11 protein-coding genes are annotated in these 15,215 nt (G+C 43.2%); 8 read left to right on the top strand and 3 right to left on the bottom strand.

Annotated elements, in window-relative coordinates; genetic code table 11:
- Positions 1–156 precede the first annotated feature (156 nt).
- Positions 157–1,413 (bottom strand): hypothetical protein, encoded by a 1,257-nt coding sequence (locus N475_RS07015; RefSeq protein ID WP_063364942.1) that lies wholly within the window; start codon positions 1,411–1,413, stop codon positions 157–159.
- 159 nt (positions 1,414–1,572) lie between these two features.
- Between N475_RS07015 and N475_RS07010 the strand changes: the two genes are divergently transcribed.
- The 7 genes from N475_RS07010 (at position 1,573) to N475_RS06980 (ending at position 10,488) form a co-directional block, all read left to right on the top strand.
- Positions 1,573–3,534: a methyl-accepting chemotaxis protein gene (locus tag N475_RS07010; RefSeq protein WP_063357321.1), complete on the top strand. Its 1,962-nt coding sequence runs from the start codon at positions 1,573–1,575 to the stop codon at positions 3,532–3,534.
- A 134-nt stretch (positions 3,535–3,668) separates the two neighbouring features.
- Complete coding sequence (locus N475_RS07005; RefSeq protein WP_063357322.1) at positions 3,669–4,520, top strand: D-hexose-6-phosphate mutarotase; 852 nt, start codon at positions 3,669–3,671, stop codon at positions 4,518–4,520.
- 53 nt (positions 4,521–4,573) lie between these two features.
- A complete protein-coding gene (locus tag N475_RS07000) occupies positions 4,574–5,980 on the top strand; it encodes a sigma-54-dependent transcriptional regulator (RefSeq protein WP_063364941.1) in 1,407 nt (468 codons plus the stop codon).
- The gene (locus N475_RS06995; RefSeq protein ID WP_063357324.1) at positions 5,970–7,253 is read left to right on the top strand and encodes a sensor histidine kinase; all 1,284 of its coding nucleotides are present in this window, start codon (positions 5,970–5,972) and stop codon (positions 7,251–7,253) included. The genes N475_RS07000 and N475_RS06995 overlap by 11 nt, the downstream gene beginning before the upstream one ends.
- Positions 7,254–7,355: 102 nt before the next feature.
- Positions 7,356–7,598, top strand: a complete 243-nt coding sequence (locus N475_RS06990; RefSeq protein ID WP_063357325.1) for a hypothetical protein — start codon at positions 7,356–7,358, stop codon at positions 7,596–7,598.
- Positions 7,599–7,663: 65 nt separating this feature from the next.
- On the top strand, positions 7,664–9,490 hold the full coding sequence (locus N475_RS06985) for a TolB-like translocation protein (protein ID WP_063364940.1): 1,827 nt from the start codon (positions 7,664–7,666) through the stop codon (positions 9,488–9,490).
- 116 nt (positions 9,491–9,606) lie between these two features.
- On the top strand, positions 9,607–10,488 hold the full coding sequence (locus tag N475_RS06980; protein WP_063364939.1) for a hypothetical protein: 882 nt from the start codon (positions 9,607–9,609) through the stop codon (positions 10,486–10,488).
- A gap of 69 nt (positions 10,489–10,557) precedes the next feature.
- Here N475_RS06980 and N475_RS06975 read toward each other — a convergent pair whose 3' ends face one another.
- Positions 10,558–12,369 (bottom strand): PKD domain-containing protein, encoded by a 1,812-nt coding sequence (locus N475_RS06975; RefSeq protein ID WP_063357327.1) that lies wholly within the window; start codon positions 12,367–12,369, stop codon positions 10,558–10,560.
- 102 nt (positions 12,370–12,471) lie between these two features.
- Positions 12,472–13,641: a tetratricopeptide repeat protein gene (locus N475_RS06970; protein WP_081232383.1), complete on the bottom strand. Its 1,170-nt coding sequence runs from the start codon at positions 13,639–13,641 to the stop codon at positions 12,472–12,474.
- Positions 13,642–13,946: 305 nt separating this feature from the next.
- Here N475_RS06970 and N475_RS06965 point away from each other — a divergent pair, with 305 nt between their 5' ends.
- On the top strand, positions 13,947–15,215 hold the full coding sequence (locus N475_RS06965; protein ID WP_081232382.1) for an efflux RND transporter periplasmic adaptor subunit: 1,269 nt from the start codon (positions 13,947–13,949) through the stop codon (positions 15,213–15,215).

The raw sequence follows: 15,215 nt of genomic DNA, 5'->3' as shown, positions 1-15,215 counted from the left end.
TTTATTAAACTATTTTTACAAATATAGCTAATAAAAACAATGAGTTAACTTTTAGCCTGTAAAAAAACATAACTTCAGAGAAAAAGTTTGCTCTCAGGTAAAAAAATCTGCATTTTCAGCAATCTTTTTTGGTTTGATAAGGCCGTAGGCACCTTTTTAGAAGTAATAACCAAAGTTAAGGTTAAATCTGCGCTCAGTATCATCACTGTCTCCGGCGATGGACCCGCCTACAAAGGGTTGATTTTTTGCATTTACAAAGTCCAAGTAAGAGAAAAAGGCACCAGCAGACATGGATACCCCGGTCACGTTCATCCAAGTGTCGTTGGTGTTATCTGATTTATCGTAAATAATGCCAAAGTCGTTGTAGAATTGGAGTGAGTTTATTGGGCCCAGTTTAACTTTCATGCTGTATGCGATGTTGATGTTCGACATGGTCGCTTGTGCTGCAATCGAGTCATAAAATGCATAAGCTCCCACCGCAATACGGTCAACGTTTGCAATATTATAATCATACTCGCCATGTTGCAGTTGGAAATTCCAAGGCCCAATATTAGAGTTTAGATGTACAGCCCACGCATGATAATCTCCTGCTTTTGAAACCCCATTGTGCAGATCGCCCATAAGAGCAGAGACGCCAAGTTCAGTGGTACCGCTCTTATGTTTAAAATGATAACCATAGCGGCCAGAAAAGGTATTGTATTCGCCAAGAGCTTGGTTGGGGTCGTCGTAGATACCATCACCAGCGTTTCTGAAACCTACAATATCGTAGGAGTAACGATCACTGCGGTCTTCTACATATCCGTCAACACCGCCGAGTTCATCGTTTTTAAAAAAACCTAGGTCCAGTTGCCAGTTGTCAGCTAGCTTGCGCTTAAATAACACACCCATGTCATGATCATCTTCTAGCCCGACATAGTAAGTAGTGCCAAAAAACCAGCTATGAGAATTATACGGCCAATTCCCAAAAGGTACTTTGGTGAGCCCCACTTGCGCCTGCCAATCTTTGGCAAAATCATAATATAAGTAGGCGTATTTGACTGCGGTCATATAGTCAAAGTAACGCCACTCTGCATTTAAACCAAAACCGCCGATGTTGCCAGAAAAGTTGATTCGAAACACATCTAGTTCAAAGTCACCACCACGGTTTTTGTTGTCATCATCATAAGACGTATGACTAAAAGTTGTCCGTACAGCACCACCTACTTTAACACTTGGTTTTAGTGCGTTTTCCTTTGCTTGAGCTCGTTGCTTAGCTTCTTTCTGTTTGGTCTGTTCAAGCTGAGTGATGCGCTTTTGTAATTTGAGAAGTTGTTGCTTTAACTCAGCTATCTCTTCATCAGATGCCAAAGCGGGTGACGTGCCAGCTTGTATCAATAGTGCCATGGCTAAACATGCTTTGCTGTTGCGTGACATTAGGGGTGTCCGTATGGGTCGCTACTTTGGCTAAGCGTAGTTGAGAATTTATGAGTTTGCACACTGCGCCAATTTTTCATTGAAGTGGAATTTTTTAATCTTTTTGTATAGTTGAAGATCTACAACTATATTTTTTGAATGCTCACAGGAAGTTTCGCTATGAATATTTCGCAAAAGTTACGTTTCGCATTCATTACCGCCATTGTTGTTCCTCTCGTCATTATTGCCGCCATTGTGATCAGTCAAACTCGACAGTTAGCCATCGAGAAGTTTGTCGAAATGAGCAGTCGCGAAGCGCAGCAAATCGACAATGGGATCAGTATGTTTTTTGATGAAGTAGCGAAAAACGTGTCCTATCTATCTGGCCATCCTGATGTGCAAAATGGTGGCTCTGGAGTGTCGGTGTACATTGATAACCCCAGTGCAAAGCAAATGGCGCCAGACTCAGGAACAACGGTAGAGCAACGATTGTTTGAGTTATACAGCCAATTTGGCGATTCTCACCCTGGCATTTCTTATATTTATTTTGGCAATCCTGAAGGGGGCTATATTCAATGGCCAAAAGGGCAGGTGAGTGCGCAGTACGACCCAAGAGTAAGACCTTGGTATACGACAGGAAAAAATGCAAATGGACAAACATCTCTGACCGATGCCTACTATTGGGAACCGGATGATACAGCCATCATTTCAACGGTAAAAGCGGTACAGTCTCGCAATGGCCAATTTATTGGTGTACAGGGGATGGACGTTTCTTTGAAAGGACTTACTGACATTATCAAGAGCATCAAATTAGGAGAAACTGGCTATTTAATGTTGGAGGAAGATACTGGCACCATTTTGGTTAACGCAAAACACCCAGACTATACCTTTAAGCACATAGATGAAGTGGAAAACGGATTGTATCGCGAGCTAAATCGCAGCCCAGATGGACTATTTGAAATCACCATCGACGGAATCGATTACTTCTCCAACATTTATACTTCCAAAACATTGGGCTGGAAGTTTATTGCTTTTGTTGAGCAGCAAGAAGTCATGAGTACGGCTAATAATATGATGTGGACTTTAATAGTGATAAGCCTCATTTTGGTCGCCATTTTCATTGTATTAGCAACGTATATTGCAAGTTTACTTTCTGGTCCAATCGTTAATGTGAGCGATGGGTTAACTGCTATTTCTCAGGGCGGTGGTGATTTGACCAAGCGCCTCGACATCAATACGCAAGACGAAACTGGTAAACTTGCTGAGAGTTTTAACCAGTTTTTAAATTTAATAGCCCAGCTAGTACAGCAAATTAATCACTGTGCGCAACAAGTTAATCAAACTGCATTGACGACGGCTGGACAAGCCGATGAATTAACTGGCTCTACAAGCGCACAGCAACAAGCCTTGGAAATGGCGGCTACAGCCATAAACGAAATGGCTGCCACGGCCAATGAAGTAGCCTCTAGTTGTGCCAATGCCGCTGAGTTAGCGACACAAACACAGCATGCGTCGGAGCTGGGGCAAACCGTGATCACCGAAACAGTACATAGCGTTGCCGATTTATCCGATGTGATTAATCGTGCGACTACTGACATCACAAAGCTAGACAGTGAAAGTGAAAACATCATGTCTATTTTGAGCGTCATTCGAGGTATTGCGGAGCAAACCAATTTGTTAGCTTTGAATGCGGCAATTGAAGCGGCGCGCGCAGGCGAGCATGGACGTGGGTTTGCGGTCGTAGCAGATGAAGTAAGAGCCTTGTCACAGCGCACTTCTGAGTCAACTGAAGAGATAGCTTCACAGCTCGATAAGCTGCGTAAAATGACCGAGGGTGTATCTACAGACATGAAGAATAGTCTGACTAGGACAGAAAAAACCGTTGAATTGACCCACTCTGCGCAAAATCAGTTTATTGAAATCACGCAGTCTATTCAAAATATCAGCGATTTAAATACGCAAATTGCCACAGCTGCAGAAGAGCAGCAGCATGTGGCTGAAGATATAAATCGTAATGTCGTTGAAATTAAAAATGCGGCGGACAGTGTCAGTATGATAGCCAGTGATACCTGCGACAATGGTGAAAAGATGACAGGGCTATCACATCAGCTCACCGAGCTGGTGGGTAAATTTAAAGTTTAGTCATACAAATTGTAAATACTTGCCGCTATTTTGAACAAAATTGTTGAAGATCATTCATACTGCGTAATTGTGGTTTACTCGGTGAAAGTGGGTCGGTAATGTAAGGATAGTTAAAGACAATTTATAGGTGGATCATGGAATTTTCCGAATCGGTAAAATTAGCGAGAACCGAGTCTGGGCTAGAATATTTTGAAGTGAATAGCCCATTATGCCAAGCCAAGATCTTTCTTCAAGGCGCGCAGCTTACAGAGTTTATTCCCACCGGTAAAACGGATTTAATGTGGGTGTCTGCAGATGAAGATTATCAAGAGGGTAAATCAGTAAGAGGTGGCGTCCCAATCTGTTGGCCATGGTTTGGTACGCACGAAAATCCCGACTGGCCAGCTCATGGGGTGGCTAGAAAAGTGGTATGGCGTGCTGAGAAAGTGATAGAAACAGCAGAAGCAATCCGTATTTCACTCTCATTGCCTATGATGATGATTGATGAGGCTTATTGGTCTCATGAATCGAAATTAGAGGTCGAATTTGTATTGAGTGATGCCGTGGAAATAAGGTTGACTAATACCAATTTAGGTAAGGAACCTTTTTCATTGACTCAGGCGCTCCATACTTATTTACCGACGCCAGATATCAAATCGACGAAAGTAGATGGCTTGCAAGGAGCTAAATTCATCGAGTTTGGTGAAGGGCCATTCAATCAAGATAGTATTGTAGAGTTTGCACGTGAAACCGACATGGTTTACACACAAGCTGGGCCTGTTCAAACCATTCATACACCAGATGGCATCATTGAAGTGTCTAGAGAAAACTCGGCATCCTGTGTGTTATGGAACCCATGGATTGAAAAATCGAAACGTTTGAGCAACTTCCAAAATGAAGAGTATTTGACCATGCTGTGTTTGGAAGCGGCTAATGTGCTAGAGGATATTGCGACAGTAGAGCCAGGTCAAAGTCATACCTTAATGACCAAGATCCGCTGGGTGTAGCCTTTCGAATTAACCGCGTTTGGCGTATCCTAACGCAACTTTAAAGTTGGGATATGCGCGCGGTATTAATCATGACCGTATTGATCATTGATGACAATCTAGAAGTGCGACTCAGTATCGCATATTTTCTTGAAGATCAGGGCTTTGATGTTATTGAAGCCGACTCTCCTGATATTGCTAAACAACTCTTAAGCGTCAAAGCAGTATCGCTTATCTTACTCGACATGAACTTTTCAAGAGACACTACTTCGGGTGCAGAGGGCTTGTGCTTTTTACGTTGGTTAAAAATGCGAAAAGATGCGCCTGCGGTTATTTGCCTTACTGGGTGGGGAAGCGTTGCGCTTGCTGTGCAAGCATTGCAGCTAGGTGCCAGTGACTTTATTGAAAAACCATGGCAAAACGATGCACTTCTGGCATCTATCCAACAGCAGTTAAAATTAAGCCAGCGTCAACAGTTGCACATTGAGCTGGCGGCTAAGCAAGCGCAACCAAAATCACAAGACCAAGGGGCTCAAAAATACACTTGGCAATCTCATGTCATGAACGAGCTTGAAGCAAGATTACAACGTATTGCACAAACAGATGCTTCGATACTCTTGTGTGGCGAAAGTGGAGTGGGGAAAAGCCATGTGGTTAAGTGGCTGCATGAAAAGTCTCGCAGAGTTGATGGTCCCTTGGTAAGCGTTAACGTGGGCGCATTGTCTGAGAGCTTGTTTGAAAGTGAGCTTTTTGGTCACAAAAAAGGCGCATTCACGGATGCGAAGGCCGATCGGGTGGGTCGATTTGAAATGGCAGGTGGTGGGACATTATTTTTAGATGAAATTGCGACGTTGTCATTACCATTACAAGCCAAGCTTCTGCGTGTACTTGAATCAGGGGAATATGAGGTATTGGGTAGTAGTAAGACACAACGTAGTGATGCGCGGTTGATCTGCGCAACCAATGCGGATCTTACTCAATTGGTTGAGCAAGGAGAGTTTCGCAATGATTTGCTGTATCGCATCAATACCTTTGTTTTTGAGCTCCCAGCGCTTCGTCAACGCAAAGACGATATTGTGCCATTTGCCAAATACCTGCTAGCAAGTCATGCCAGACGCTATCAGATGGCAAGTAAACCTCTCAGTGATGATGTTTGCGCGGCATTACTTCACTATCCGTGGCCTGGAAATATTCGTGAACTGAGTCATGTGATGGAAAGGGCATTATTGATGAGTGACGAAGCACATATTACTTTGAATGATTGTCAGCTTCGCTTGGCAAGACCCAATGCAGCGCAAACAGTAGCGGCAAGTGCACCTTACCCAACAGATCAGACGTTAGCGGATTTAGAAAAATCTGCGATCGAACAGGTTTTGTCCGAAGAAAAAGGGGTGGTTAGTAATGCTGCTAAGAGGCTTGGTGTTAGTAAGTCTTCACTATATAGGCGTATTGAAAAGTATGGGCTAAAAAGTGAGGGCTAATTTAGAGCACCAATTCAGCCTATATTTGCTGCTTTTAAATCTGGTGATTACTGGGTTGGTTTTTATTGTAGCGTCGCTGGTATTACACGCTTCATACCTGTCTATTGTTTTGAGCCTTGTTACTTTTATCTCGTTTCACAGTATTGCAAAATGGCAAGTTAACCGAGTTATGGGTCTATTTAGACGTGTGAATATTCAACTTGAAGCCATGCAGCAGGGCGATTTTAATCATCAACTAAAGCCCCATTTTAAATTTGGTGACGCGGCTGAATTGGAAGCTCGCTTAGTGTCGTTGAGTGAACGTTTGCATCGGGATAAGACACAGTATAATCGCCAATCATTTGTACTCTACCAACTTATTGATAAGCTACCTAGCCCGATTTGGATCTTTGATGAAGTGGGTAAACTCAGCTATGCGAACGCTGCTTTTGAACTGATTTATCAACAACCTTGGCAAAGTATTAAAGGCCATACAGCAGCTGAATTAGATTTGGAAGAATACCAAGGAGAGTGGCGTTTTGGGACTGAGCAAAGACGCATTCATTGGGCATTACACAGCAGTGAGTTTTACGAGCAGGGGCGTCGCCATCGCTTAATTATCGCGACGGATATTCGCAAAGTGTTAAGACATCGAGAGTTGGCGGCTTGGCAACGATTAATACGTGTCATTGGCCATGAAATACATAACTCCCTTGCACCTGTGAGTTCGCTTGCACAAAGCTTACAGTCAAAAGTGACTCAACCGCGAGATAGCAATGCATTAGCGGTTATTGAGCAACGTTGTACACATATTCAAAAGTTTGTGAGCCGTTATAGCCAATTATCTAAACCGCTAGAGTTACATAGAGAAAAGTTGGTGTTGTCCGATCTCTTGATGTCTATCAAAAAGTTATTTAGCGAAATGTACGAAGATCAGCACATCGACTTAGAGTGTTCAGTGCGATATTGCAAGTGTGATCCTCAGTTGCTAGAGCAGGTGCTGATAAACTTACTTAAAAACGCATTTGAGGCTAATAAAGCGCATCAACCAGTTGGGAATCATGTTGGGATCAATGCATTTTATCAGGCGTCTCATGTGGTTATTGTTGTGACTGATCAAGGCGGAGGATTCGCTAACTTAGATAATGCGATGACCCCTTTTTACTCTACTAAGTCGGATGGTCAGGGAATTGGTATCACATTAAGCCGGCATATTATTGAACAGCATGGCGGTTATCTATCAGTAAGCAATGGTTTACAGGGGGCAGAAATAAAAATCACCCTACCCAATTGATAATAATTCTCATTACTATATAATTCAATTCCTATCTAAGTGTGGTAATGCACCTATGTGCATGCCGTGATATGGCTTGGCTAACACAGCGAGGAGTGCATTATGTTAGTTTTATATCCATTTGTGGCTTTTTTGTTCATGACTTTTGTATTAAAACATATGCAATTGCCCAGCAACACAAAGCGATGGCTGAGCCGTGCAAGCGTTTGGGGGGTTGCTGCTGCAATGGCATTAGCCAAGTTTACACTCGGCCTTAGCGCGTTATTTTCTATGGTTGCATTTATTGTTGTGGGTGCGATTTTGACGTTATTTACCTCTCTAGGCGCGATGGCCCGCCACGATTAGCGCTTCCTTGAACACGAATTTTGGCTTAAGGTTTATATCCAAGGTAATCGTGCAAAGGATAACCAATGCAAAAAGGCATGCTACTGCTTTTCGTCGCTGGGCTGTGGCTCGGCTCGTCTAGTGCTTTCGCTGCAGAGTGGCTTACAGTTTCAAGTCCGAACTTTAGAGTTCATTTTCAATCACAACACCAAACATGGGCCACGAAAACTGCCACTGAACTAGAGCGAGTTAGAGCGCAAGTGTTTGATCAGCAAGGTCGAGCCCTAGACGTGGTTATTGATGCCGTTATTCTAGACCCATTTAATTTGCCCAATGGTTACGCGCTACCTAGCTCAGATAATCCGTTAATGGCATTGTATGTGACCCCGCCCCAATCAGATATGGAAATTGCCCACCATCAAAGTTGGCTACAGTTACTGGTCCTTCATGAATATATCCATTTAGTCCATTTATCTCAGCCCAGTCGGCACGGTAAAAAGCAGTGGCTAAGAGGTTTAAGCGACAGCTATGATCTTGCTGTCGCTGCGCTACCTCGCTGGGTTGCAGAAGGGTATGCCACGCTACAAGAGTCTAAGCTGACTGGGAAAGGCCGGTTATTTGATAACTACAGTGAAGCTTTATTGCGCGCTTATGCGCGCCAAGGCGCTTTATTACCCTATGCCGCATTGAATTTTGGCGATGGCAGTTATCGTGCCAATGCAATGGCATACTTGCTGGGCGCAAGGTTCATGGCGTGGCTAGAAAAAGAGTTTGGTGAGCACACGTTAGATGCAGTATGGACACGTATTATGGCGGTTGAATCACGAGATTTCGAATTGGCGTTCAGTGGTATATTTGGTCAAACTGCTAGGCAATTGTATCGTCGCTTTATCGCTCAATACACCTATCATGCCATGCAACAAGCATTGACATATAAGCCATCAAACAGTCGTGAGTTTATGCGGTTTCATTTTGCTGCACGTGATATCGAGTTCTCACCAAGTTTACGTCAATTTGCGGCAGTTGAAACCAATCAGCAGCGCGAAACAGTTCTAAATATCTATAGCAGTGCCGAAAATAGTGCGGCACTGAGCAAGTTTAAGGCACGGCAAAAAGCGTTGTTAGAGCGAGACCCGAAGGATATTGCAGATAGGCAACCGGACTCCTTCATCCGTGAGGTGATAGCAACCTTTATACCTACAAACTTTTCAGGCATTTATTATCCGCAGTGGGCCGATGAAGAGACACTTTACTTCGTGGCGCGAAACAAAGGCCAATTGGGTAACCATGTCACTGATCTATATCGCTGGCATATTCCAAGCGATCGTTTAACACGCATATCGAAAGGTTTAGGCATACGTCGATTTACTTTATTAAATCAAAATGAAATCATTGCCGAGCGTGTGCACAATGGCTTTTCTCAAATGATACGTTTTGATATGCAAAGACACGCATTGACGAGTGTATTTGACGATGACCTCAATACTGTTTTCGATTATCCCACAGTGGACAGTAGTAAGCGTTTTTTCGCTTATCTAAAACAAACACCAGCGCTGGGGTGGCAGCTTTATATTAATGATCTGACTGCCGGATTCGGCACTGGAAGTGTGATTGTACCTCTACCAGAACAGGCTCAGTATGTTACTGCGCCGAGGTGGCAAGCTGGCGAGCAAAAATTATATTTCGTTGCTGGAACACAAGGTGAGTTAGGATTGTATCAATATGATCTATCTGACCAAACTACAAGGCAACTTAGCTTAGGGCAGCATGTATTTGAGGAAGTTGCAGGCAATTTAGACGGGCAGTTACTGTTTTTGGAAAGTACTCCTTACGGGGCCAAGCTCTCATCATTCACACTACCAATTGAGATGCATTCAGCAGTCTTAGCTACAGACACTGGTTTCCAAGTTTAGATGACTATGTTGAGAAACATACCAATGAGCAATGGCAAATTGCACCATATCAAGCTCGCAAGCAAAACTGGGCCTTCACTGTTGCTACTCACCTAGCGACAGCCAGTGAGCATAGCATGGGAGTTGGCATTGCTGGGTCTGATATATTGAAAAGCTTTAGCTGGCAGGTAGGTGCTAATATTAGTCCCGACAATGACTTTTTTCGTGGCGGATATGCCGATATTCAATACATGGGCAGCACTTTTGAGGTGAGAAATGCATTGCGAATATTTGATATCAATATGGCTCGCCAATCTAGCGGGCGGATTGCAAACCTAGCCAGTTTTAAAGGTTGGTCAAATACCTTGGAAGTGGCCACAACACATGAAAGTGATCGGTGGACTTTGCGGCCCTATGCTGGATGGTTTGTTGAGGAGCTGCAAGCTCATTCTGGCAATCAAAGTTATTGGTTGGGAAATAAATTAGCCTTTCACCATGACCAGCAAGCATTTGCGTTTGGTTTTAGTGTCGATGCTGCCCGTATTTGGGGTGACAATCATGGCCATGATTTTAATATAGGGGGTTATACTAAGCTTTGGCATTGGCCTATATTTTTGCAGTCCAGCAACCGTTACCGTAACACAACTAAAATGCAATTGGGTGGATATCACGTCAATAGTCTTTACGGCGAGACTGGTGCGAGCACGCTCCAAAGTGCTGAACTTCCTTTTGCTTATGCCACAGGTAGGCATTACCTAAGTTTTGAATTTGCCACCAGTTGGAAATTGGGGATGCCGCGTTTTTATATAAAAAACCACCAGTTAGACGGCGATAATATCGCCCAAAGTTGGGGGGCAAAGTGGCAGCTTGATTTGACCCGAAAAGTGTTAGGTAGCGCCGCACAGTTTGCCCCTGCCGGGGTCTCTAATTTACGTTTGGATGTAGGTTTGAGTAAAGTGCTCAATGATGACTTTGAAGATGAATGGCGTGCTTGGTTGGGACTCTGGCATGCATTGTAAATAATAAGAGTCTATAAAAAGGCGGGTGACCCCGCCTTACAATTGGTTGGTTTGTTTATACTAAATTAGTTACTCAGTGTAGTTGGCTATGAGTTTTACATTAGAGTATGCGCTATAACCGCGCAGCATTACCCAGTATTTACCAGCTCCACCAGTGATGGTGCAAGACTCATCATTACCCCAGCGATATGGGCGGCAGTCATATGTTGACGTAGTTGGTTTACTGCCTTTTCTGACATAAAGATCAGCATCACCAGAACCACCAGATATACTCACAGTTACATTAGATGCACCTGCTGGTAAGTCTAAGTAATAAAAAGCCGTAGCCAAACGATCGCCACTTAAGCCATCCTTCGCCACACCATTGATGAGTTTAGCTGGGTCAAGGTTCGGATCAACTAACTGTACTTGTTTTGTTGATGTTGAAGAAGCACCACTTGTGTCTGTTACAGTCAATGAAACATTGTAAGAGCCATAAGCAGAATAGTTATGGCTCACATTAGCACCAAAGCCATTGGTTGATCCGTCACCGTAGCTCCACTCATATTGGCTAATGGCACCGTTTGGTGAGCTTGATGCGCTGCCATCAAAGCTACAACTTAACGCGTTACAATCGAGAGAGAATTGTGCAACAGGCATTGGATCGCTGTTATTGTCCCCATCTGGGATTTGATTGTTGAAGTGAGATGACACCTTTGGCCAGATCAGGCTAACCTTTGCACCTTTGTTATGACATCCACCTAAATGATGCAATGCGATAACTTTATTACTTGCAGCTGCAAGTACCGGTGAACCAGAAGAGCCACCAATAGTGTCACAGTAGTAACCTAAATCAGTACCAGTTCCTCTGCCGTTGGCATTGGCGTTATTGACTGAGCACAATCCACTGCTGTCGCGATCAGATTCAATTGAGAGCTCTTTGGGGTTGCCAGATCCATGCTGAGGGATATAAATGCGTTCACCTTGTGTTGCATCGCGTACATCTAGGCCAAAGTATCCAAATGGCTGTGCTTTTGCAAAGTCATTGATGGTGAAAAGCGTGTAATCAAGGGTGTAGTCCGTTGAAAGGAAATCTTTACCAGTCACTTTGACAACTGTCTCAAGGGTTGAGCCGTTGCAGGACGTATGTTGATAGTTAAACCATACTTCGGTATTTGCTAATTCTGAAGCGCTTTCCACACAGTGATTATTGGTAAACATACGGTTATCTGGGCCAACACGCCAGCCAGTACAAAGGCCGCTACCGTTCATTAATAGACGAGCAACAGGGCGGCTGCGTTCAAACTCTGTAGAGTGTGTACTTGCCCAACACTGCACATCTTTTCTTTCCATTGCGCCACAGGTTGAACTGATCCCGATATCTGTCGCTTCAGCCATTTGTGGCTCATTCTCAGTACCGTGGTCATAGTAATCGATAATCGCGTTTTGCATAATAGTGTTGTCACTGCCAGGTGTGTACTCTACAACTGCTGTATCAGCAGAAATAGACATGGCAGAGAAACTAGTAACACCATCGTCACCTTGACTCAGTGTTGCTGCGCGCATGTTTTGCTCAGTGTATTCATAGCGCTCGTTGCCGTCTTCTGAGCGTACAACTAATTTCCCGCCGCCAGCTAAATTGATGTTTTTAAAATGCAGTTTTAAGTAACTTGCGTTGGGGTGGGTGACTTTTTGTGTGATGACATTGGTCGCATTGTCACCGGAAAAGGCCGCAACAGCATGTGGCTGAATTTCAAGATTTAACTCAGCACGCTTACCAATCGTGGCCATGCTTGCTTTACTGGTGTATTGCATCATTTGGGTTTCTGTTAGCGCAGTCGTTTGCGCCACGCTACTTGCTGATGCGAGTGCAAGTGCAGATAGTAAAAAACGAGTTTTCATTTATGTTCCTTGTTAGTGTGGTTGTTGAATAAAAATTAAACATCCACGAAACAAAATAATCCTATAAATCCCAATTGTAAAGAAATTGATAATCAAATATTTTTATTTTGTGTTTTTTGAAAGCTGCTCAGGGATCGCATTTCGCTTTGCTTGAAAAAGAGAGCGCTTTTCTGGGTCGGAAGATCTCTCTATGGCGAGCGTAAGTAAGCGCTCAGTTTTTTCTATGTCCCCTTTTGTGTAATAAATACGTGCCAGTTCAAAATAGGGTTCAGGAATATAGGGTGTTTCCAATATAACTTCTTTTAATTCCCTTATTGCCTTGTTGTAATTGCCTTTTTTGATTGATCTTTGGGCTAGTTGAATCTTGTCAAATGGGGTCTCAGCGCTATTTTCTAAACTTGCTTCAAGTAGCTCGACCAACTGGGGGTTGGTTTGTGTTTTAGCCAGAGACAAATAGTTTACGAGTAAATTTTGGCTTGTAAGAGCATGTGTATTGGCATATTCAAATATCGTGAGTGCAACTGCTGGCAGACCGCTTCTGCGATGTAAAACAGCTGAAATATTGATTAGCTCTGGATCATATGGGGCATAATGTAATGCTTTTGTTAACATGCTGAAGCTTTGGTTATAATCTTCCGCGAGCAGAGCATCGACGGACTTATTTGCATAATATTTGGCAACTAGGTCTTGGTATGTGGCTGTATCAATATAAAAACTATCTTGAGCGGGAAAGTAGTCGACTACAGTGCCAGCACGGATTATTTCAAATTTATCTGAGCTGTTGGGAGATTTCGGCGCTAATAGTTTGGTGCGAAAATGGTTAGACACTAAAATTGTATTGTTGTTTTTACGAAAAACAGGAATGGTACCGACCTCTCTGAATGTCGTTTCAACCTGAGCTAAATTCGCATAAGCTTGAGTCAATATTGCCAAAGAGATGCAATTACCTTCGTTTCGTTGCAAAGACTCTTGGGCCGTCAGTGTGTCGCCATCGTAAGTAAAACTATCCAAGCGGTGCTCAAGGTACTTAAATACTGCTTTATCTGGTCGAATTCCCCGTTTTAACTCATTGTCATAATAAGCTAAAAAGTTATCTTGTTCATGTTTAGGTAAAGCGAATATGTCAGCTTCAGCAATGGTTGCTTGAGGTTCAAATGTAGCATGGCTAAAAAGATGAGTAACTTTCAAAATGACTTTTTCAGCCGGTGTCTGCGTGCTTGCGCAAGCGCCTAATAGTGCAAAAAGAGGTACTAAAACCAGATTTTTCATCATGTAACAAGTTCCTTCAAGATCACAGCTCTAGCCCTAGTTATGTCATTAATTCAATGGACTATCAATAAAATAACAATAAATGACCTGGGGTTTGAAAGTTTTAAGAAACCATTCTAGCTTTAGCTAACTTTGTATTTTTAAGGGCGTTATCCACATTGTTTCAATTCCGGAATCGACACATTATTTTTGCAAAATAGGGTCATGCACTGTTAGTTTTTGTTTGTATCTTATTGAAAATATTGTTTTTAATTTTTGGTACGCTTTTCGCTAAGTGTTTTGAATATCGTATTTGATATCAGAGTTTTATGAAGAGTGAAAATTGTATGGATATTACTGTGTCACCATCTCACAAATCACGGTGGGCTAAGTATCGTTGGTTTTTAATTGGCAGTATATGTTTGATTGCTAGTAGTGTGTTGTTTGTTATGACTTCTAAGGCTTCCACGGTGGTTGAGCAGCACTCGCTTAGCCTTGATAAGGTCATGATTGGGCCTCTGACCGTGTCTATTGAGGCGTTTGGTAAATTACAAAGCGCCCGCCAGCAGACGCTTACGACCTTGAGTTCGGGGGTTGTGACTCATGTAGCCGCCAGAGCGGGTCAAGCTGTTACTCGTGGAGATGTGATTGTCACTCTAAAAAATGACGATTTAATCCTTGAGCGAGCAAAGTTGCAGCAGCAACTTGGAGAAATAAAGGTTCATCTCGAGCAACAAAAAATATTGCAGCGTCGTGAGCTACTGGCTGAGCAAGCAGCATTAAGAGAGGTTGAAGGCGATTTAGCGTCTTTGCAATTTCGCTATCAGGCACAATCTGATCTTGCTCAGCAAGGTGTGATCTCAAAATATGCATTTTTTCAGACTCAAGCAAGTCGAGACAGTGCCACTGAGCAGCTCGCCCATGCGAAAAAGCGCATAGCACAACTGCACCAGTTGCATCGTAACGAATTGGCAATGACAGGCAACAAAATAGCTCTCAAAGAGCAAGAGTTAACAGCATTGCGGAACAAAATAGCGGCACTCACTGTGCGTGCTCCCAATGATGGTGTCGTTGAACACATGCCTTTAGGGCTTGGGGAAAGTGTGCAAAGTGGTGGATATATTGCGACCATAGGAGATCAGAGAGATTTAACTGCAGCGCTGCAAGTAGCGCAAGGAGATGTGCAAAAAGTTCAACTTGGCCAAAGTGTCAAAGTTAAAATTGGCGATGACATGGTTGCTGCCAAAGTAACTCGTATCGATCCTGTCGTTAACAATCACAGTGTTTTAGTTGAAGCGAAATTGCCATCAGAGCTGCCAAGCGCTGCAAGACCAAAATTAAACATTGAAGCGTCCATTATCATCGAACACCTGCACAATGTGGTATATATTCGTCGCCCTGCAAATCGACTAACGATAGAAAGTGGGCTGATTTATAAAGTGTTAGATCAGGGAAAAACAGAGTTGGTAGCAGCCACATTTGGAATTGAAGCTGGTCGCCATATGGTTGTTGAAGAGGGCCTCAGCGTTGGTCAGACAGTGATTATTTCTGATCTCCATAACCTTGCTCAGCAAGGCTCGAGCGTTGTAATTGAATAG

The sequence above is a fragment of the Pseudoalteromonas luteoviolacea DSM 6061 genome (assembly GCF_001625655.1).
Lineage (GTDB): Bacteria > Pseudomonadota > Gammaproteobacteria > Enterobacterales > Alteromonadaceae > Pseudoalteromonas > Pseudoalteromonas luteoviolacea.
The sequence above is the reverse complement of the archived record's forward strand: the minus strand, read 5'-3'. Positions and strand labels throughout refer to the sequence as shown.

Bases quoted from the DNA above. Each gene is read 5' to 3' on its own strand.
- N475_RS07015 (WP_063364942.1), bottom strand. From the start codon at position 1,413: ATGTCACGCAACAGCAAAGCATGTTTAGCCATGGCACTATTGATACAA.
- N475_RS07010 (WP_063357321.1), top strand. From the start codon at position 1,573: ATGAATATTTCGCAAAAGTTACGTTTCGCATTCATTACCGCCATTGTT.
- N475_RS07005 (WP_063357322.1), top strand. From the start codon at position 3,669: ATGGAATTTTCCGAATCGGTAAAATTAGCGAGAACCGAGTCTGGGCTA.
- N475_RS07000 (WP_063364941.1), top strand. From the start codon at position 4,574: ATGCGCGCGGTATTAATCATGACCGTATTGATCATTGATGACAATCTA.
- N475_RS06990 (WP_063357325.1), top strand. From the start codon at position 7,356: ATGTTAGTTTTATATCCATTTGTGGCTTTTTTGTTCATGACTTTTGTA.
- N475_RS06985 (WP_063364940.1), top strand. From the start codon at position 7,664: ATGCAAAAAGGCATGCTACTGCTTTTCGTCGCTGGGCTGTGGCTCGGC.
- N475_RS06980 (WP_063364939.1), top strand. From the start codon at position 9,607: ATGGGAGTTGGCATTGCTGGGTCTGATATATTGAAAAGCTTTAGCTGG.
- N475_RS06975 (WP_063357327.1), bottom strand. From the start codon at position 12,369: ATGAAAACTCGTTTTTTACTATCTGCACTTGCACTCGCATCAGCAAGT.
- N475_RS06970 (WP_081232383.1), bottom strand. From the start codon at position 13,641: ATGATGAAAAATCTGGTTTTAGTACCTCTTTTTGCACTATTAGGCGCT.
- N475_RS06965 (WP_081232382.1), top strand. From the start codon at position 13,947: ATGAAGAGTGAAAATTGTATGGATATTACTGTGTCACCATCTCACAAA.